At 37.0% G+C, this 18,162-nt stretch carries 18 protein-coding genes; all 18 read left to right on the top strand.

Annotation, left to right across the window (positions count from 1 at the left end):
- Positions 1 to 16 precede the first annotated feature (16 nt).
- Entirely contained in the window at positions 17 to 772 is a 756-nt protein-coding gene (gene cobM, locus JBW_RS11660) for a precorrin-4 C(11)-methyltransferase (protein WP_007956366.1), read from the top strand.
- A complete protein-coding gene (locus JBW_RS11655; protein ID WP_007956369.1) occupies positions 769 to 1,830 on the top strand; it encodes a cobalt-precorrin 5A hydrolase in 1,062 nt (353 codons plus the stop codon). The genes cobM and JBW_RS11655 overlap by 4 nt, the downstream gene beginning before the upstream one ends.
- Before the next feature lie 26 nt (positions 1,831 to 1,856).
- Entirely contained in the window at positions 1,857 to 2,555 is a 699-nt protein-coding gene (gene cobJ, locus JBW_RS11650; protein WP_007956371.1) for a precorrin-3B C(17)-methyltransferase, read from the top strand.
- The gene (gene cobK, locus JBW_RS11645; protein ID WP_007956373.1) at positions 2,552 to 3,325 is read left to right on the top strand and encodes a precorrin-6A reductase; all 774 of its coding nucleotides are present in this window, start codon (positions 2,552 to 2,554) and stop codon (positions 3,323 to 3,325) included. The genes cobJ and cobK overlap by 4 nt, the downstream gene beginning before the upstream one ends.
- The gene (locus tag JBW_RS11640) at positions 3,313 to 3,939 is read left to right on the top strand and encodes a precorrin-8X methylmutase (RefSeq protein ID WP_007956375.1); all 627 of its coding nucleotides are present in this window, start codon (positions 3,313 to 3,315) and stop codon (positions 3,937 to 3,939) included. Before cobK ends, JBW_RS11640 begins: the two co-directional genes overlap by 13 nt.
- A 36-nt stretch (positions 3,940 to 3,975) precedes the next feature.
- On the top strand, positions 3,976 to 5,367 hold the full coding sequence (locus tag JBW_RS11635) for a cobyrinate a,c-diamide synthase (protein ID WP_007956376.1): 1,392 nt from the start codon (positions 3,976 to 3,978) through the stop codon (positions 5,365 to 5,367).
- Between the two features lie 23 nt (positions 5,368 to 5,390).
- Positions 5,391 to 5,972: a bifunctional adenosylcobinamide kinase/adenosylcobinamide-phosphate guanylyltransferase gene (gene cobU, locus JBW_RS11630; RefSeq protein WP_007956379.1), complete on the top strand. Its 582-nt coding sequence runs from the start codon at positions 5,391 to 5,393 to the stop codon at positions 5,970 to 5,972.
- The gene (locus JBW_RS11625; protein WP_007956381.1) at positions 5,965 to 7,485 is read left to right on the top strand and encodes a cobyric acid synthase; all 1,521 of its coding nucleotides are present in this window, start codon (positions 5,965 to 5,967) and stop codon (positions 7,483 to 7,485) included. The genes cobU and JBW_RS11625 overlap by 8 nt, the downstream gene beginning before the upstream one ends.
- On the top strand, positions 7,485 to 8,435 hold the full coding sequence (gene cbiB, locus JBW_RS11620; RefSeq protein ID WP_007956382.1) for an adenosylcobinamide-phosphate synthase CbiB: 951 nt from the start codon (positions 7,485 to 7,487) through the stop codon (positions 8,433 to 8,435). Before JBW_RS11625 ends, cbiB begins: the two co-directional genes overlap by 1 nt.
- 65 nt (positions 8,436 to 8,500) lie before the next feature.
- Positions 8,501 to 9,247: an adenosylcobinamide-GDP ribazoletransferase gene (gene cobS / locus JBW_RS11615; RefSeq protein WP_007956383.1), complete on the top strand. Its 747-nt coding sequence runs from the start codon at positions 8,501 to 8,503 to the stop codon at positions 9,245 to 9,247.
- Between the two features lie 68 nt (positions 9,248 to 9,315).
- On the top strand, positions 9,316 to 10,212 hold the full coding sequence (locus JBW_RS11610; protein ID WP_007956384.1) for a GHMP kinase: 897 nt from the start codon (positions 9,316 to 9,318) through the stop codon (positions 10,210 to 10,212).
- Positions 10,190 to 11,287 (top strand): threonine-phosphate decarboxylase CobD, encoded by a 1,098-nt coding sequence (gene cobD, locus JBW_RS11605; protein WP_007956385.1) that lies wholly within the window; start codon positions 10,190 to 10,192, stop codon positions 11,285 to 11,287. The genes JBW_RS11610 and cobD overlap by 23 nt, the downstream gene beginning before the upstream one ends.
- Complete coding sequence (locus JBW_RS11600) at positions 11,287 to 11,907, top strand: histidine phosphatase family protein (protein ID WP_007956386.1); 621 nt, start codon at positions 11,287 to 11,289, stop codon at positions 11,905 to 11,907. The genes cobD and JBW_RS11600 overlap by 1 nt, the downstream gene beginning before the upstream one ends.
- Before the next feature lie 229 nt (positions 11,908 to 12,136).
- The gene (locus JBW_RS11595; RefSeq protein WP_007956388.1) at positions 12,137 to 15,802 is read left to right on the top strand and encodes a PolC-type DNA polymerase III; all 3,666 of its coding nucleotides are present in this window, start codon (positions 12,137 to 12,139) and stop codon (positions 15,800 to 15,802) included.
- A gap of 250 nt (positions 15,803 to 16,052) precedes the next feature.
- Complete coding sequence (gene rimP / locus JBW_RS11590) at positions 16,053 to 16,511, top strand: ribosome maturation factor RimP (protein WP_007956390.1); 459 nt, start codon at positions 16,053 to 16,055, stop codon at positions 16,509 to 16,511.
- 28 nt (positions 16,512 to 16,539) lie between these two features.
- The gene (nusA, locus tag JBW_RS11585) at positions 16,540 to 17,577 is read left to right on the top strand and encodes a transcription termination factor NusA (protein WP_007956392.1); all 1,038 of its coding nucleotides are present in this window, start codon (positions 16,540 to 16,542) and stop codon (positions 17,575 to 17,577) included.
- Between the two features lie 9 nt (positions 17,578 to 17,586).
- Entirely contained in the window at positions 17,587 to 17,853 is a 267-nt protein-coding gene (gene rnpM, locus JBW_RS11580) for an RNase P modulator RnpM (RefSeq protein WP_007956394.1), read from the top strand.
- Entirely contained in the window at positions 17,850 to 18,158 is a 309-nt protein-coding gene (locus JBW_RS11575; RefSeq protein WP_007956395.1) for a L7Ae/L30e/S12e/Gadd45 family ribosomal protein, read from the top strand. The genes rnpM and JBW_RS11575 overlap by 4 nt, the downstream gene beginning before the upstream one ends.
- The last annotated feature ends 4 nt before the right edge of the window (positions 18,159 to 18,162 follow it).

The following is an 18,162-nucleotide window of genomic DNA, read 5'->3' as shown; positions in this document are numbered from 1 at the left end:
ATCAGGAGGTTCATTCATGCATGTATCATTTGTAGGAGCAGGTCCGGGGGACCCTGAGCTTATTACTGTAAAAGGACAACGCTTATTAGGTGAGGCAGATGTTATTATTTATGCAGGTTCGTTAGTAAACCCAGCCTTGCTGTCGCTAGCAAAGCAGGGAGCCTCTATTTATAATAGTGCCTCTATGACTTTGGATCAAGTTATAGAAGTTATGGAGAAGGCCACAGAACGTGGCCAAAAAACGGTTCGATTACATACTGGAGATCCAAGTATTTATGGGGCTATTCAAGAGCAAATGGATGCTCTAGATAAGAAGAATATTTCTTATGAAGTGATACCTGGCGTCAGTTCTTTCTTGGCAACTGCCGCAGCTTTACAACGTGAATATACGTTACCTGATGTCTCGCAAACGGTTATCATTACACGTCTTGAGGGCCGTACACCAGTACCCGAAAAAGAAAAACTAGCTTTATTGGCCAGTCATAATGCTACTATGTGTATCTTTTTGAGTGTACATATGATAGACAGCGTTATGAAAGAATTAATAGATGGTGGTTATCATCAAGATACTCCAGTAGCAATCGTGCAAAAAGCATCGTGGCCTGATCAAAAAATCTTTAGAGGTACAGTTTCTACAATTGGAAAAATTATCACTGATGCGAAGATTGATCGCACAGCGATGATTGTTGTAGGGCGCTGTTTAGACAGTCAATATGCACTTTCTAGATTATATGCCCCCGAATTTGGACATATGTACCGAGATGCAAAATGAAGTTAGCAATCATTTCCGTAACAAACCAGGGCGCATTACTGGGTAATGCATTAGCAGAAAAACTAGCTAAACTTGGAAAGAAAGCGGATGTTTTTGCTAAAACAGGACGCAATCCACTGAAATCAATATCCTATGATTTATTAAGCAAGCTAATCGGTGATATATTTTCTAAATATGATGGATTTGTGTTTATAATGGCAACAGGTATTGTGGTAAGAGTGATAGCTCCCTATATTTCTGATAAACGTGTTGATCCAGCTATTGTGGTTATGGGGGATAATGGAAAGCACGTAATTAGTTTATTGGCAGGACATATTGGTGGAGCCAATGAACTTGCTCACTTAATTGCAGAGATTTCAGATGCTGAGCCTGTCATTACCACAGCTACCGATCTTGCACAAAAACCAGCAGCAGATATGTTGGCCGTAAAACTGAATTTAAAGCTAGAACCATTTACACAATTAAAAACAATTAATTCTGCTATTGTCAATAATGATACTGTCAAGTTTTTCTTAGATAAAACATTAATCAATCAAAATCTATATGATCAAGAAGCAGCAAAACAAGGTGTTATTTTTAAAGATTTATCTCAATTACCTAATGAAGAATATGATGCCGCTGTTATTATTACTGATCAATTATTGCCCATCAACAAGAATCAATTATATTTACGTCCCTTGACTCTTGCAGTTGGTATAGGTTGCAGACGCAATACTAGCAGGGAAGAAATCTTAGCAGCAATGAAAGATGCTTGTACTCAAATTGGACGTAGTATAAACAGCATTTCGATTATTGGCAGTACGATTGTAAAACAGGATGAAGAAGGATTATTATCAGTCATTCAACAGTTGAATGTACCCAGTATTTTCTTCGTTAACGAGCAATTGCAGGAGTGTATTGAAACATATCAATTAGAAGAATCAAATTTTGTCAAAAAAGAGATAGGAGTGGGAAATGTATGTGCAGCAGCAGCAATCTTAGCGGGACAGTCGAACAAACTTCTTCTTCCAAAGACCAAGTACAAGAATGTAACGGTGGCCATTGCCCCGGTCAAATAGCAGTAATTGGAATAGGACCAGGCAGTTTGCTTGACATGAGTCCTAGAGCCAGAGAAAGTATTGAAAATGCGGATGTAATCGTGGGTTATAATACCTATGTTCAATTAGTTTCTGAATTATTAACTAATAAAAAAATTATTGGCACTGGTATGATGCAAGAAATTGAACGCTGTCAAAGTGCTGTGGATCAAGCCTTAGCAGGAAAAAAGGTTGCGGTTATTTCTAGCGGCGACCCAGGTGTATATGGTATGGCCGGTCTGGTTTTAGAATTAGCCATGAAATACGAAGCAGATATTCGCCCAGAAGTAATTATCATACCAGGAATAAGTGCTGTGGGAGCTTCTGCTGCCGTATTAGGAGCACCTCTCATGCATGATTTTGCTGTAATTAGCTTAAGCGATCTATTAACTCCTTGGGATGTTATTAGAAAGCGGGTAGAAATGGCAGCAGCAGGAGATTTTGTCATTGCCCTATATAATCCGAAAAGTAAACGTCGTACCAGCCAAATTAGAGAAGTGCGAGAAATTGTATTAAAACATCGAACAGCAGGCACTCCTGTAGGAATTGTCCATCATGCCACTAGGGAAGGCGAAAATATGGTCATATCGAATCTTAATGACTTTACCAAAGAATTCATCGATATGTTTTCTTTGGTAATTATCGGAAATAGTCAAACCTATGTACAAGAAAATCGTATGATTACACCTCGTGGATACAAGTTATGATTTTAGTTCTTGGGGGAACAAAAGATGGACGGGAGCTGGCAGCCTTAATAACCGAAAAGGGATACCCAGTCGTAGTATCAGTTTTTAGTGATTATGGTCGTGATTTGATACAACTTGATAAAGAATTAGTGCATACTGGTCCTCTAGATACAGATGGGTTTATTTCTTTTATCGGCATGAATCATATTCATTTAATTGTAGATGCTAGCCACCCGTATGCCATTAATGTTTCCCAAAATGCAATGAAAGCCTGTCAATCTACTGGCACATCCTATGTTAGGTATGAACGTCCTAAGGCCCCTTTGCCAGCATATCATGGTTTACATGTTGTCCATGATTATGATGAAGCTGCAAAAATGGCATCCGTCTTAGGCAAGGTTGTCTTTCTCACCACTGGCAGTCGCCACCTCAAACTCTTTAAAAACACAAGCTGCCTACAAAATCACAGGTTAATTGCCCGTGTATTACCCGAACCAAGTGTATTAACAGAGTGCCTATCTTTAGGCTTTAAACCTAAAGATATCGTAGCAATGCAAGGTCCTTTTTCTCATAATCTGAATATCGCATTATTTCAAGAATATAACACCGAGGTAATTATAACAAAAAATAGTGGACAAATTGGCGGTAGCGATACTAAAATTACTGCTGCCATGTCACTAAATCTGCCTTTAGTAATGATTGATAGACCAGTTATTCCATATCATAATGTAGTATATGATATAGAAGATGTAATAAAGTTTATTGGGGGGGTACACAAGTGCACTATATAACAGAACCTATGGCTATAGAAGAGCGCAGTATGGAAATCATTGCTCCTTATTTGGCTGAACTAAATTTGACACACGAAGAAGTAAAGGTTTTTTCACGTATCATTCACGCAGCGGGTGACCCGGAATATTCGAAAGTTATTGAAATTCATAAAGATGCTATTCGGGCAGGATGTGCTGCATTAGAGGCCGGATGTAATATTTTCTGTGATGTGGAAATGGTGCGTACTGGCATAAATAAGCGTCGTTTGGCAGACAATGGCGGAACTGTCCATTGTTTGATTAGTGATGAAAAGGTCGCATCTACAGCAAAAGAGCTTGGTATAACCCGCTCAATGGTAGCTATGCGTACATTCGGTGAACGTTTGCACGGCTCGATTGTAGCTATCGGAAATGCACCAACTGCTTTATTTGAAGTACTTAATTTGATGAAGGAAACAACAATCAGGCCTGCCCTTATTATTGGCGTTCCTGTAGGCTTTGTTGGTGCCAGTGAATCCAAGGACTTTTTAGCCGAAACCTCACCTGTTCCATATATTACAGTCAGGGGTAACAAAGGTGGTAGTCCAATCGCTGCTGCAATCACAAATGCTCTATTGTATATGCATAAAAGATAAAAACACCCGACAACGTACTAAGAAGGGAGGGGAACTATGTCCCACTTTAAGATCCCACGTATCATTATTGCCGGTACAAATAGCGGCGTGGGGAAAACCACGATTGTTACAGGAATTTTAGCGGCTTTAAAGCAAAAAGGTCTTACCGTTCAATCTTATAAAGTAGGACCTGACTATATTGATCCAGGATATCATCAATTAGCAAGTGGAAAAGCCGCACATAATTTAGATACTTGGTTAATCCCGGCCGATAAGTTAGTACCTATTTTTGCTAAAACAGCTTTTGATAATGATATCGTTATTATTGAAGGAGTAATGGGGTTATATGATGGAGGTCGTACAGGTATAAGCAGCACAGCTGCTATAGCGAAGCTGCTCGATGCTCCCGTCATTTTAGTGATTGATGCAAAGTCTATCGGTGAAAGCGCTGCAGCCATTGCACTAGGGTTTAAAATGTATGACCAAGAGGTCAATTTGGCAGGAGTCATCATTAATCGGCTGGGATCAAAAAATCATCAGAATATGATCTGTGAAGCCTTAGAAAAAATAAAGATTCCTGTATTAGGTTGTATTTATCGTAATGAAGCTTTACATATGCCAGAACGACATTTAGGTTTAACTCCAGTTACGGAACATGACGCTCATGGTATGATGAGTCAATTGCAAGAACAAATTTCTGCTCAAGTTGATCTTGAAGAACTTTTAAAAATCGCATATCAATCTTCAACCTTAAATACAAAATCAGAAAAGACAAATGATTTTCATCACTCGCCACTACATATACGTATCGGTGTCGCACAAGATGAAGCTTTTTCCTTTTACTATCCAGAAAGTCTTGATGTTCTTAAAGCTTTGGGGGCAGAAATCATCCCCTTTAGTCCGATCAAAGATAGTACACTTCCTCCAGTTGATGGTTTGATATTTGGCGGTGGATTTCCCGAAATGTTTGTCAATGAATTAACTAAGAATACAAGCATGCATGAATCCATTCGGCAAGCCTGCAGAGAAGGTATGCCTCTTTATGCTGAATGTGGTGGTTTTATGTATTTGACTAAAACGATTATTGATTTTAAAGGGCAAGAATATGATATGGTGGGAGTAATACCAGCCAAATGCAATATGCAATCTAAATTGCAAACGGTGGGTTACGTAGAAGCAACTGCGTTGACTGATAGTGTCTTATGTGCTGCAGGAGATGTCTTGCGAGGTCATGAGTTTCATTTTTCACAGATGACTCATGACGATATTCATGAACCATTTCCCTGGGCTTTTGAGTTTAAGAAAACGCGTACAGGAGCAGTTTATTCTGGTGGCTATGCTGAGAAAAACATAGTTGCATCTTATCTACATATGCATTTTGCTGGCAATGAGCAGAATGCCCTTCGTTTTCTTACTAAATGTATGGAGTTTAAGCAAGGAAGAAAATAACGATCCTTGGGAGATTGATATAAATGCAAGGAAAAATTGTACTTATTACAGGTGGTACCAGAAGTGGGAAAAGTGTTTTTGCTGAGCAATATGCCGCTGCACAATCCGATCAAGTAGCGTATATTGCTACTGCTCATATTTATGATCAAGAAATGCAAAGTCGCGTAAATCTGCACCGTAAACGTCGGCCAGATACGTGGCAAACATTTGAAGCACCATATCATGCTGATCAAATATTCCTGGAGGCCGCTAAAAAGGCGGATGTTATCTTATTCGACTGCTTGACATTATATACAAGTAATTTGTTATTATCAGATAGTACGCCCGCTAATCGAGAAGAAAGGTATCAATACATCATGGAAGAAATTGATAAATTATTGTATTCTTCTCGTGAAAGTCAAGCTACAGTAGTATTTGTTACAAACGAAGTAGGTATGGGTATTGTGCCAGAAAATGCGTTGGCGCGTGAATATCGAGATGTCGCAGGTATGGTTAATCAAAAGATAGCTGCCGGATCAGATGAAGTATACTTGGTCATTTGTGGTTTGCCTGTCGAATTAAAAAAAATAGCTTTGCAGATTACTAAGGAGGTGCATCATGGCTAAAACCATTATGCTACAAGGAACAAGCTCACATGTGGGAAAAAGCATAATAACAACCGCTTTATGCCGCATCTTCTTGCAAGATGGACAAAAGGTAGTACCCTTTAAAGCACAAAACATGGCTTTAAATTCATATGTAACTAAAACAGGTGGCGAAATGGGCCGAGCTCAAGTTGCTCAGGCAGAAGCTGCTGGTTTGGAACCTGTAGTAGAAATGAATCCAGTTTTATTAAAACCAACGGGTAATTCTTGTTCACAGGTTGTTTTAATGGGTAAGGCTATCGGCAATATGACAGCTAAAGAGTATCATACTGGTTACAGTCTCAAGGCATTAGGTGTTATTAAAGAGTGCTTGGACTATTTAGGTACTGAATTTGATGTTATCGTAATTGAAGGAGCTGGCAGCCCAGCAGAAGTAAATCTAAAAGCAAATGACATTGTGAATATGCGCATTGCAAAAATGCTGACAGCACCCGTACTATTAATTGCCGACATTGATCGTGGAGGCGCTTTGGCATCTGTTGTTGGCACCTTGGAATTATTAGATCCTGACGAACGTGATTTAGTTAAGGGGATTATTATTAATAAGTTTCGTGGCGATATCGATCTATTAAAACCAGCTTTAGAATTTTTAGAAGAAAAAACGGGGAAACCTGTAGTAGGTGTAGTACCACATCTTGATCAATTAGGTATTGACGATGAAGATTCAGTATCTCTTGATGATAAACAAATAATGAGTACCCGCGAACTTGAGATCGTAGTCATTAGAACACCTAAAATATCTAACTTTACAGATTTTGCGGCCTTTACCAGCGAAATAGATGTCAATGTTCGTTATATTAAACAAGGTGAATCCATTGGTAAACCTGATCTTATACTATTACCAGGAAGCAAAAATACGATTGAAGATTTATTATATATACGCCAACAAGGATATGAAGAACAAATCCTTGAATTAGTAAAATCAGGTACACCTCTGATTGGTATTTGCGGTGGGTATCAGATGTTAGGGAAAAAAATAGCAGACCCCGAACATACGGAGTCGAATTTAGATAGTATTGCAGGTATTGGTCTGTTAGATATTGCCACAACATTTACACCTAGTAAAGTGACTCACCAAGTAACTGCTAGCTGTAATAATAATGGTTTCTTAGGCGTAAAATTTAGCTGCGAGCATTTGACAGGATATGAAATTCACATGGGACGTACTGAGTTTTTAGATAATCTCCAAAACGCCTTTACGATCACTAGTCGATCAGACCAGCCACTAATATCTGTTGATGGGGTGGTACGTTCGGATGGCTTAGTCATGGGAACTTATATTCATGGTATTTTTGATAATGATGAATATCGCCGTAACCTACTGAATGCCTTAAGAATACGTAAAGGTTTAGCTCCTATTGAATCAGTGAATGACACTCATACCCGAAAAGAAAATAGTTATAATCGTTTAGCAGATACAGTGAGGAATAGCCTTAATATGGAATTAATTTATACACTTCTGGGTTCAAAATAATGGAGCAATATTTGCCCCTAGTTGCTATATTAATTGATACGTTTCTCGGTGACCCTCGTTCCTCTCTGCATCCTGTAGTAATGATTGGTAATTGTATTGCTTTTTGGGAAAGAAAGTTATTAAACCCTCGATATTCCCATACATTAAAAAAAATAACTGGTATGCTACTTGTAATCTTAGTTTTAGGGATAACTTATAGTATTACTTGGTGGATATTAAAGCTCTTATCTCAAATTCATCCCTGGGCCGAATTCCTTGGAGGAGCTCTTTTGTTGAGCCTTACAATTACACCTAATAGTTTAGCTAAGGCAGGAAATGAAATTTACCATTACTTAGTATCTGGTGATTTAAAACAAGCTCGATTTAAAGTAGGCTGGATTGTTGGACGAGACACAGATAAACTTACTGTTCCAGAAATTACAAGAGCAACAGTAGAAACCATCGCAGAAAATATTGTTGATGGCGTTATTTCACCCCTCTTTTATTTTATAGTTGGTGGAGTTCCATTAGCGTTTTTATATCGAGCAGTAAATACTCTGGACTCTATGGTAGGATACAAGAACGATAAATATAAGGATTTCGGCATGTGCGCAGCTCGTGTTGATGATCTCTTTAATTATATTCCAGCGCGTTTAACAGCGCTCTTCATTTTGCTAGCTACAATTGTGCTGCGCTTTAATTTTATCGGAGCAAGTAAGGCAATTTGGAAAGATGCAAAAAAACATCCCAGTCCTAATAGTGGACTATCAGAAGCAGCTGTCGCTGGCGCGCTAGGTATCCGCTTAGGTGGTTTAAATTTTTATGGGGGAATCGCTTCACAACGTGCTTATATGGGAGAAGCAAAAGTTTCCCTAATTCCAATTCATATCAAACAGACAATTCATATCATGTACATAACAACGGCTTTTTTTATTGTGATTTTATTCATCTATTCTAAGCTGATGGTATAATATTTTTAAAGCAGTGCTAAAAATGACAATGTTGGAGGATAGCGTACTTACGCTATAGAATAAAAATGAATAATTTTATAACCGGATTACAGTTTTTAACGCGAATTCAAGTTGCTAAACAATCGGAATGGTCACCTGAAAGCTTTGGTCGAAGTGTCAAATATTTCCCCTTAATAGGTGCTATCCTTGGGATTATTCTCGTGCTAGTACATCATGTATTGGCTGATTTCCTCCCTTATATTGGGATGTATCTACCACCCCATGTATTAGCAATTTTTTTGATCATTTCTAATGTTTTACTTACTGGTGGTCTAACTTGTGATGGTTTCATGGATACTATGGATGGCATTTTTTCTGGTCGGTCTAAAGACAGAATGTTAGAAATAATGAAAGACAGCAGAATTGGAGCTAATGGTGTGATGGCTTTTGTATTGCTTGCCATACTAAAGTGGTCACTCATTATGGACATTCCTCCCCAAGGGCTTCCTACAGCCTTATTTATGATGCCATTATTAGGCCGATTTGCAATGGTCGTTGGAATTACTGTATTTCCCTATGCTCGCCCTGATGGTATCGGTAAAGCTTTTGCTCAATATGCAGGTAAATACACTTTATGTATTGCCACTGTACTCACCTTACTATTTGTAATACCTTTGGGTAAACAGGCTATTGTGAGCCTATTTGCTGTGATTGTTGTTACTCTATTATTTTCTAATTATGTAAAAAAACTAATCGGTGGTTTGACTGGTGATATCTATGGTTCGATTACTGAAATAACCGAAATAGTTTTGCTCCTCGTATTTTTGTACTAATTAGTAGATATTGTAAATTTTCAAATATAATCTGCACTAAAATAATAACTTCATTGGAGAACAATTGTATGAGGATAACAGTCAAAGCTCCTGGGTCTTGTGGTGAATTAGCACAAGGTACAATTGCTGGAAGAAACTTTTTGATTACTTGTCCTATTGATCTATATTCTGAAGTTACAGTAAAACCATGTGAGGGTACGGCATCATTGAGTGTTGGTAATAAGGTTATGTCCGCTATCGAGAAAACACTCCATTATTTACAAATTACTGATAACTTTTATGTCAATCTAAGATCAGAATTGCCAATTGGTAAAGGAATGGCTTCCAGCAGTGCAGATATTAGTGCCACTTGCCAAAGTATTGCTTTAAGTACCGGAAAAATTTTATCGCCTGATGAAATAGCAGATATTGCTTTATCGATAGAACCTACCGATGGTATATTTTATCCGGGTATTGTATTATTTGACCATATACAAGGACATATTCGTCAGTACTTAGGAAATGCAATTCCAATGTATCTTGCAATTTTTGATGTTGGAGGAGAAATAGATACCCTTTACTTTAATCAACGCAATGACTTAGAAAAATTAAACCAAGCTAAAGAATTACAAGTACAAGAGGCCATGAATTTAATTGTTAAAGGACTTACTACAAATGATCTCTCTCTTCTCGGTAAAGGAGCTACCCTTAGTGCATTAGCGAATCAGAAAATATTGTTTAAACCCTATTTAGAAGAAATGATCAGCATTAGTTTATCCTGGGGAGCAGTGGGAGTAAATATTGCTCACAGCGGTACTGTGGTTGGAGTCCTATTTCCGCCAAATCAACTGCAGCACTGCTCGCCTTGTATCGAAGAGATCAACAGGCACTGTAATGGTGTTAAATTTTTGCGTATTGTAAAATTTATTTCTGGTGGATTAATGAAACAAGAAGGTGATAGTAATGAGTGGAATCAATGCTTTTGAACATGGTGGTAATTTGTATGCTAAAATGCGAGAGACAGGTGGCGGTTTCTCTGAAATATTAGATTTTAGTGCTAATATTAATCCCTTAGGTATCTCAGATAAAATTCGACAAACATTACATGAGTCTCTAGAATCCATTATCCATTATCCTGATGCGCAAGGTTATGCTTTAAAGAATGCAATCAACCAACATTATCGAGTAGACTCTGCATCAATAACAATAGGTAATGGAGCGGTAGAGCTGATGTATATTTTATGTCATATGCTAGCCCCCAAACGAGTATTAGTAACTGCACCAACGTTTAGTGAATACGAACGTGCAGCAAGAGCTAGTGGAGCAAATATCGAATATTTTTATCTTGATGAGCGAGATAGTTTTGAGATTGATATAGAAAAACTGATGAAACGATTCACTGATATTGATGTAATATTTATCTGCAATCCTAATAATCCAACTGGTACCTTATTGACAAATAAACAGCTAGAAAAGCTATTAGAAGTCGCTAAAATACAGAATACCTATGTAGTCATTGATGAGTCATTTATCGACTTTTTACCCAATGCAGATACTTACACTTGTCGTCATTTATTAACGCAATATGAAAACCTTATCATTTTGCATTCACTTACCAAGTTTTACGCCATACCAGGGCTACGACTTGGTTTTAGTCTAGCCAGCCCTAGAATTACCATGATGTTACACGCAGGAAAAGATCCTTGGAATGTTAATACTTTGGCACAAAATGCTGGTGTTATTGCATTATCCGATAATGATTATCAGCAACTAAGCCAAGACTATGTTGCTGAAGCAAAACTAGAGTTATATAATAAATTATTAACAATAAAAAATTTAAAACCATACTTACCATCTGTAAATTTCATTTTAATCAATATTAAAGAGACAGCTATGACAGCAAAGCAATTACGGAACGTTATGGAAAAGCATAATATTTTAATTCGTGATTGCAGTAATTACCCAGGATTATCTTCAGAATACATCCGGGTAGCTGTAAAACATAAGGAACAAAATCGTATTTTAATCGATACATTGAAAAGACTATTAGGGGGAATTTAATGACAAAAGTGATTTTAGTCCGTCATGGACAAACACAGTGGAATTTAGAAATGAAATATCAAGGACATTGTGATGTAGCTTTAACTGAAGAAGGCATACGACAAGCTAATTTGGCAGCAAATATTCTAGCAGAAGAATCAATTTCTGCTGTATATGCTAGTGATTTATGCCGTGCTTTTACGACAGCCGAATGCATTGCTAAAAAGCATCAACTACAGGTTAAAACTATACCTGAATTTAGGGAAATTAATTTTGGCAAATGGGAAGGACTAACCTACGCTGCTATCAATAATCAGTGGTCAGATCTGATGACTAAGCTTCTCACTCATCCTGATGAAATTGAGATCCCAGAGGGTGAAACCTTTAGAGCAGTAAAAGAAAGGTCTACCATTGCCTTAACAAAATTGGTAGAAAAGCATCCAGATCAAACGATTGTTGTTGTTTCTCATGGAGGAACCATACGTACTATTTTATGTGCAGTGCTTAATATTCATTTGAACTATCTCTGGAATATAAAACAAGATAATACCGCGATTAATATACTTGAGTATTATGACAATCAAGTATTGGTTTCATTAGTAAATGGTACGTATCATTTAAAGGTTGGTTCAATAGAATAGCAATGTTATTTAAACCTATACCCCTTGCTAGTAGAGAAAGTATACACAAAAAGAATTAGGATTTTTTTTGTGTATACTTTCTGCTGATATATACTAAGTCTTCAATTACACTCTCTATTTTATAAAAACTATGTTAAAATAAAAGAATGACAAAATATCAAAATTCTCTTATTCCTTATTAAAGCTTATATTTCTAAAGAGTGTTTGATCACGAAAGAGGTTTGTGACAATGTATAGTTATTGTATTATACCTGATAATCCTGAAAATTTCTTGTCTTTCCTTTCACAATTACCAATGAAGGCTGAAGATAAAGAACTAATTAAATATTGTAAAATTACCAAGGTTGAAGTTCATACTACGCTAAGTACTTGGGATATATTTATAACGGTACCAAAAGAATTATCCAAAAACATGTTAATAGTAGCGGAAGAAAAATTCTGTACTGATTGTGGCTTAAAAAAAGTAAATTTTATTCAACGTATTAGAGTATTAGAAGATTATTTAGCGCATAATTGGTTAGATTTTGTTGCTCGAATCTCGAATAATATACATTCTGTTAAACATTTACTTACAAATGCTAAGTGGAACTTTGATGGTCAAACATTAACGATTGAAACCGTCGGTGATTTAGCTGCTGAAATCTTTTCCACCCATGGAACTATACAAAATATGCAATCCTTTATATTGGCTGAGTTTAATCGAAACTGCACCGTCAAATGTATCACTACAGCTATTACTGAAATCACTCGCCACGAAGACTTATTAACTCCTGAATATTTAGAAGCATTAACCGAACATAAATCACCGAGTGAGGCAAAGGCCGACAATCCCATTATTTTTGGCAGAAATATTAAAGCTGATCCAGTGCCTATGAGTAGTATTCAAGATGAAGCTCGTAATATTGTAGTAGAGGGTCAACTGGTAAATTTTGAGTTGCGCGAATTGCGTTCAGGAAGACAGCTCTTAACTTTTGATATGGGTGATTTAACAGATGGTCTTAGTGGCAAAGTATTCTTTGAAGATAAAGATAAAGAACAGTTTGCTAAAGTCTCTGCAATTTTGAAAAAAGGGATGACAGTAAAAGCGAAAGGTACTGTTCAATTTGATAAATACAGCAATGAATTAGTTCTCTATGCTGACAGTATGTGCAAGGTTAATATTGTCACACGCATGGATAATGCTCCAACAACACGAATTGAATTACATGCTCATACACGCATGAGTAATATGGATGCTATGGTATCAGCCAAAGATCTTATCAAGACTGCTGCTAACTGGGGCCACTCTGCGGTTGCAATTACTGATCACGGTGTAGTCCAAGCATTCCCAGAAGCTCACGAAGCCGCCCTCAAAGCAGGCATTAAAGTAATTTACGGTATGGAAGGCTACCTAGTTGACGAAGATCTAAAGAAAGCTCGTCACATTATTATATTGGCCCAAAATAGTATTGGTTTGCGAAATTTATATCGTTTAGTTTCATTATCCCACATAAAATATTTATATAGAACACCTCGTGTTCCTCGCAAAATACTAATGGAGTATCGAGAAGGTTTATTATTAGGATCAGCCTGTGAAGCAGGCGAATTGATTCAAGCTATACTGCGTGGAGAAAATGACGAAGAATTACTTAGAATTGCTGAGTTTTATGATTATTTGGAAATTCAGCCTATCGGCAATAATTCTTTCTTAATCCGCGAAGGGATGGTAGCAAATGAAGAGGGCTTAAGACAAATTAATCGCAAAGTCTGCGAAATTGGTGTTAAGCTTAATAAACTTGTGGTAGCAACCTGCGATGTACATTTCTTAAACCCCGAAGACGAAGTATATCGACGAATCATGATGGCTGGTAAAGGCTTTAGTGATGCTGATCAACAACCGCCCTTGTATTTTCGTACTACAGAAGAAATGATGAATGAATTTGTATATCTTGGCAATGACAAGGCCTATGAAGTCGTTGTAGAAAATCCACGACGTATTAACGAGCTAATTGAAATAATTAAACCGATTCCTGATGAGCTTTACTCACCACAAATTCCTGGTGCTGAAGATCAGATCCGATCGATGTCCTATCATAAGGCAGAACAATTATATGGCAATCCATTGCCACCAGTGGTAGCAGAGCGATTAAAATATGAATTGGATGCCATTATTAATAACGGTTTTGCTGTTTTGTATCTTATTGCTCATAAATTAGTAAAGAAATCATTAGACGATGGCTATCTGGTAGGTTCAAGAGGTTCTGTTGGCTCTTCTTTTGTTGCCACTATGACAGATATAACGGAAGTTAACCCTTTACCTCCACACTGGAGCTGCCCGAGCTGTAAATATAGTGAATTTGTTACGGATGGCAGCTATGGAGGCGGATTTGACTTGCCTGACAAAATTTGTCCACAATGCAATACTCCTACGGTAAAAAATGGCCATGATATTCCATTTGCTGTTTTTATGGGTTTTCATGGTGACAAGGTTCCTGATATTGATTTAAACTTTTCTGGACATTATCAGCCTACAGCTCATAAATATACAGAAGAATTATTTGGCAAGGACAATGTATTTCGTGCAGGAACGATTGCTACTGTAGCAGATAAAACAGCATATGGTTATGTGAAAAATTATTTTACTGATAAAGGAATTACCCCACGCAATGCTTACATTAATGCTTTGATTAATGGCTGCACTGGAGTAAAGCGAACTACTGGACAACACCCAGGGGGTATTATGGTTGTACCAAGGGATATGGATGTTCATCATTTTACGCCCATACAGCACCCTGCCGACGATAAGACTTCTGGAACAATTACCACTCATTTTGATTATCATTCCATTAGTAGCCGCTTAGTTAAGCTTGATATTCTCGGTCATGACGATCCAACGGTTATTCGAATGTTAGAAGACCTAACTGGGATTGATGCGCAAACGATCTCACTAGATGATACGGAAACGATGAGCTTATTTTCATCAACTACTGCATTGAATTTAACACCTGCACAATTAGGTAGTACTGTTGGAACATTTGGCATTCCCGAATTTGGAACAAAATTTGTGCGACAAATGTTAGACGACACCAAACCCAAAACATTTAGTGAATTAGTACGGATCAGTGGTTTCTCCCATGGAACAGATGTATGGTTAAATAATGCTCAAGACTTGATTAAAGCAGGTACAGCCAAATTATCTGAAGCTATTTCAGCCCGTGATGATATTATGATGTACCTTATTCACAAAGGTGTTGATCCTTCTTTGGCCTTCAAAACTATGGAGGGTGTACGTAAAGGAAAAGGCATAAAGCCGGAGGATGTCGCAAAATTGCGTGAGAAAAATGTACCAGAGTGGTATATTGAATCTTGCCAAAAAATTAAATATATGTTTCCAAAAGCCCATGCAGTTGCTTATGTTATGATGGCCTTTCGTATAGCGTATTGCAAAGTTCATCACCCTTTAGCTTTTTATGCTTCTTATTTTACGGTAAGAGGTACTGATTTTGATGCAGAACTTGTGTTACAGGGAGAGGTTGTATTACGAAATAAGTTAAATGAATTTGAATCAAAAGGAAATAACATAACTGTTAAAGAAAAGGGACTCGTTACTATTATTGAAATGGCTTTGGAAATGTATTTGCGTGGTTTTATTTTTCAAAGAGTTGACCTATATAAATCTGATGCAACTAAGTTCTTAGTTGTAGATAATGGACTCTTACCGCCCTTATCCTCCTTACAAGGTGTGGGAGAAAATGCAGCGCATAATATTGCCCTTACACGTAAAGGAATTCCCTATTCATCTATGGAAGACCTAAGGAATCGAGCACGTCTATCAAAAACAGTAGTGGATATATTAAAAACCCACGGTTGCCTCACTGACTTACCTGAATCAGATCAAATGATGCTTTTCGGATAATGAATAACAACTAATTAATGCGAAACCGATTCTAAATTCCTTGTTTAAAACAAAATGTTATTGTAAATGCCACTATATAATGATATACTAAGTGGTAGTATAAATGTTTTTTTTGCGCTGAAAGAGTGGGTATAATACCCACTCTTTCAGCTTAGTGGTTATTTTAGCCTACCAAATATAGGGTATAAGCTTACATATTTTTAGGCAAGACTAAGATAATAGAAAAATATACTTAGGTAGGAGGTTTTGTATGTCAAAAGAGCATATTGAGAATTTGATAGAGAATATTGTTCAAAATATTGTCGCTAACAGTCTAATTGAATTAGTAGATGTAGAATATATCAAAGAACGCGAATGGTATCTTCGCATCTTTTTAGATAAAGAAGGCGGTATTGAGATTGAAGACTGCCATTGGGTAAGTGAGCAGCTTGAAGCAAAATTGGAAGAACTTGACCCCATTAAAGAAAGTTACTATTTAGAAGTTTCTTCACCAGGACTTGACCGTGCACTAAGAAAAGACAGGGATTTTGTCCGTCACATTGGCGATAAAATTGAAATTACTACATTTGCACCAATTAATGGTCAGAAACGTACTGTAGGTACATTAAACAACTTAAATAATGGTAATATCAGCATTGATATTGATGGTGTTGAAATGATCATTCCACGCAATCAAACTTCACAAGTTAGGTTATTTGTTGATTTTTAATACGCAAAATTGAATAGGAGGAATTTAGGTGAACGCAGAATTTATGCAGGCTTTTGAACAATTAGGCAAGGAAAAGGGAATTGCCCCTGAAGTCTTGTTTGAGGCAATAGAAGCAGCACTTATCTCAGCTTACAAAAGAAACTTTAGCTCAGCTCAAAATGTACGGGTATCATTAGAGCGAACAACAGGTGAAATTCATGTTTATGCCCGTAAAGCAGTTGTTGAGGTAGTAACCGATTCACGTCTGGAAATCGATCTCACTGAGGCAAGATTATTAGATATACGCTATGATTTAGAAGATATTGTCGAGGTCGAAGTTACACCGAAAAATTTTGGCCGAATTGCAGCTCAAACAGCCAAGCAGGTAGTAGTGCAACGTATTCGGGAAGCGGAACGTGGCATTATTTATGATGAATTTTCAAATAGAGAAAGTGATATTCTAACTGGTATTGTTCAACGTATTGAACAAAAAAATGTTTTTATTGATCTTGGCAAAGCAGAAGCTATTTTAGCTCCTTCTGAACAAATTGCAGGGGAAGTCTATAAACATGGTGATCGATTAAAAACGTACATAATTGAAGTGAAGAAAACAACGAAAGGACCTCAAATATTAGTATCCCGGACACATCCAGGATTATTAAAACGATTATTTGAATTAGAGGTTCCAGAAATTCACGATGGAATTGTTGAAATAAAGTCTGTGGCTAGAGAACCAGGTTTACGTTCAAAATTCGCAGTATATTCACGTGATGAAAATGTTGATCCGGTAGGCGCCTGTGTTGGTCATAAAGGCATGCGTGTACAATCAATCGTTAATGAACTAAAAGGTGAAAAGGTTGATATTGTAAAATGGAATACTGATCCTGCTAAATATATCGCTAATGCATTAAGCCCAGCTAAGGTAGTCAGTGTAGAAATTAATGAAGTTGAAAAAATATCGAGAGTGGTAGTGCCTGATTATCAATTATCGTTAGCAATTGGTAAAGAAGGTCAAAATGCTCGTCTAGCTGCAAAACTTACTGGTTGGAAAATTGATATTAAAAGCGAATCTCAAGTTGGTTCTTAGGAGGATTTTATGGTTATACAGAAAAAAACTCCTCAACGTATGTGTGTTGGTTGTCAAGAAATGAAAAATAAAAAAGAGTTATTACGAATTGTCCGCACTCCTGATGATGATGTTATTTTAGATACAACTGGTAAAAAATCAGGAAGAGGCGCATATCTTTGCTGTAATGAACAATGCTTGGCAAAAGCGTTTAAAGAAAAAAGATTAGAACGAGCATTAAAAAGAGTAGTCAATCCTGAAATATATGAACAATTACGATCTGGTATTATAACATGATCAAAGAAGAAAAGATAATTTCATTACTCGGTTTAGCACAAAAAGCAGGGAAAATTTCTTCAGGAGAATTATCTGTTGAAAAGGCAATAAAATCGGGTAAAGCTAAACTTCTTATCATTGCCATAGACTGCTCGGATGCTACAAAAAAAAGTTATAATGATATGGCTGCCTATTATGAAGTTGATCTTTATGAAATATTTTCAAAAGAGCAATTAGGACAATGTATCGGAAAAGTATATCGTGCTGCATTAGCAATAACAGATACTGGATTTACAAATGCAGTTAAAAAATTACTCAATAGTTAAGTAA

It is taken from the genome of Pelosinus fermentans JBW45, assembly GCF_000271665.2.
GTDB lineage: Bacteria > Bacillota > Negativicutes > DSM-13327 > DSM-13327 > Pelosinus > Pelosinus baikalensis.
This window is presented reverse-complemented; position numbering and strand designations above follow the sequence as displayed.

What these genes read in the sequence shown, in the direction of transcription:
- JBW_RS11635 (WP_007956376.1), top strand. Translation starts at nt 3,976, where the DNA reads ATGTCCCACTTTAAGATCCCACGTATCATTATTGCCGGTACAAATAGC.
- JBW_RS11655 (WP_007956369.1), top strand. Translation starts at nt 769, where the DNA reads ATGAAGTTAGCAATCATTTCCGTAACAAACCAGGGCGCATTACTGGGT.
- cobU (WP_007956379.1), top strand. Translation starts at nt 5,391, where the DNA reads ATGCAAGGAAAAATTGTACTTATTACAGGTGGTACCAGAAGTGGGAAA.
- cobK (WP_007956373.1), top strand. Translation starts at nt 2,552, where the DNA reads ATGATTTTAGTTCTTGGGGGAACAAAAGATGGACGGGAGCTGGCAGCC.
- cbiB (WP_007956382.1), top strand. Translation starts at nt 7,485, where the DNA reads ATGGAGCAATATTTGCCCCTAGTTGCTATATTAATTGATACGTTTCTC.
- JBW_RS11600 (WP_007956386.1), top strand. Translation starts at nt 11,287, where the DNA reads ATGACAAAAGTGATTTTAGTCCGTCATGGACAAACACAGTGGAATTTA.
- cobS (WP_007956383.1), top strand. Translation starts at nt 8,501, where the DNA reads ATGAATAATTTTATAACCGGATTACAGTTTTTAACGCGAATTCAAGTT.
- cobD (WP_007956385.1), top strand. Translation starts at nt 10,190, where the DNA reads ATGAGTGGAATCAATGCTTTTGAACATGGTGGTAATTTGTATGCTAAA.
- JBW_RS11575 (WP_007956395.1), top strand. Translation starts at nt 17,850, where the DNA reads ATGATCAAAGAAGAAAAGATAATTTCATTACTCGGTTTAGCACAAAAA.
- rimP (WP_007956390.1), top strand. Translation starts at nt 16,053, where the DNA reads ATGTCAAAAGAGCATATTGAGAATTTGATAGAGAATATTGTTCAAAAT.
- JBW_RS11625 (WP_007956381.1), top strand. Translation starts at nt 5,965, where the DNA reads ATGGCTAAAACCATTATGCTACAAGGAACAAGCTCACATGTGGGAAAA.
- JBW_RS11610 (WP_007956384.1), top strand. Translation starts at nt 9,316, where the DNA reads ATGAGGATAACAGTCAAAGCTCCTGGGTCTTGTGGTGAATTAGCACAA.
- JBW_RS11595 (WP_007956388.1), top strand. Translation starts at nt 12,137, where the DNA reads ATGTATAGTTATTGTATTATACCTGATAATCCTGAAAATTTCTTGTCT.
- cobM (WP_007956366.1), top strand. Translation starts at nt 17, where the DNA reads ATGCATGTATCATTTGTAGGAGCAGGTCCGGGGGACCCTGAGCTTATT.
- rnpM (WP_007956394.1), top strand. Translation starts at nt 17,587, where the DNA reads ATGGTTATACAGAAAAAAACTCCTCAACGTATGTGTGTTGGTTGTCAA.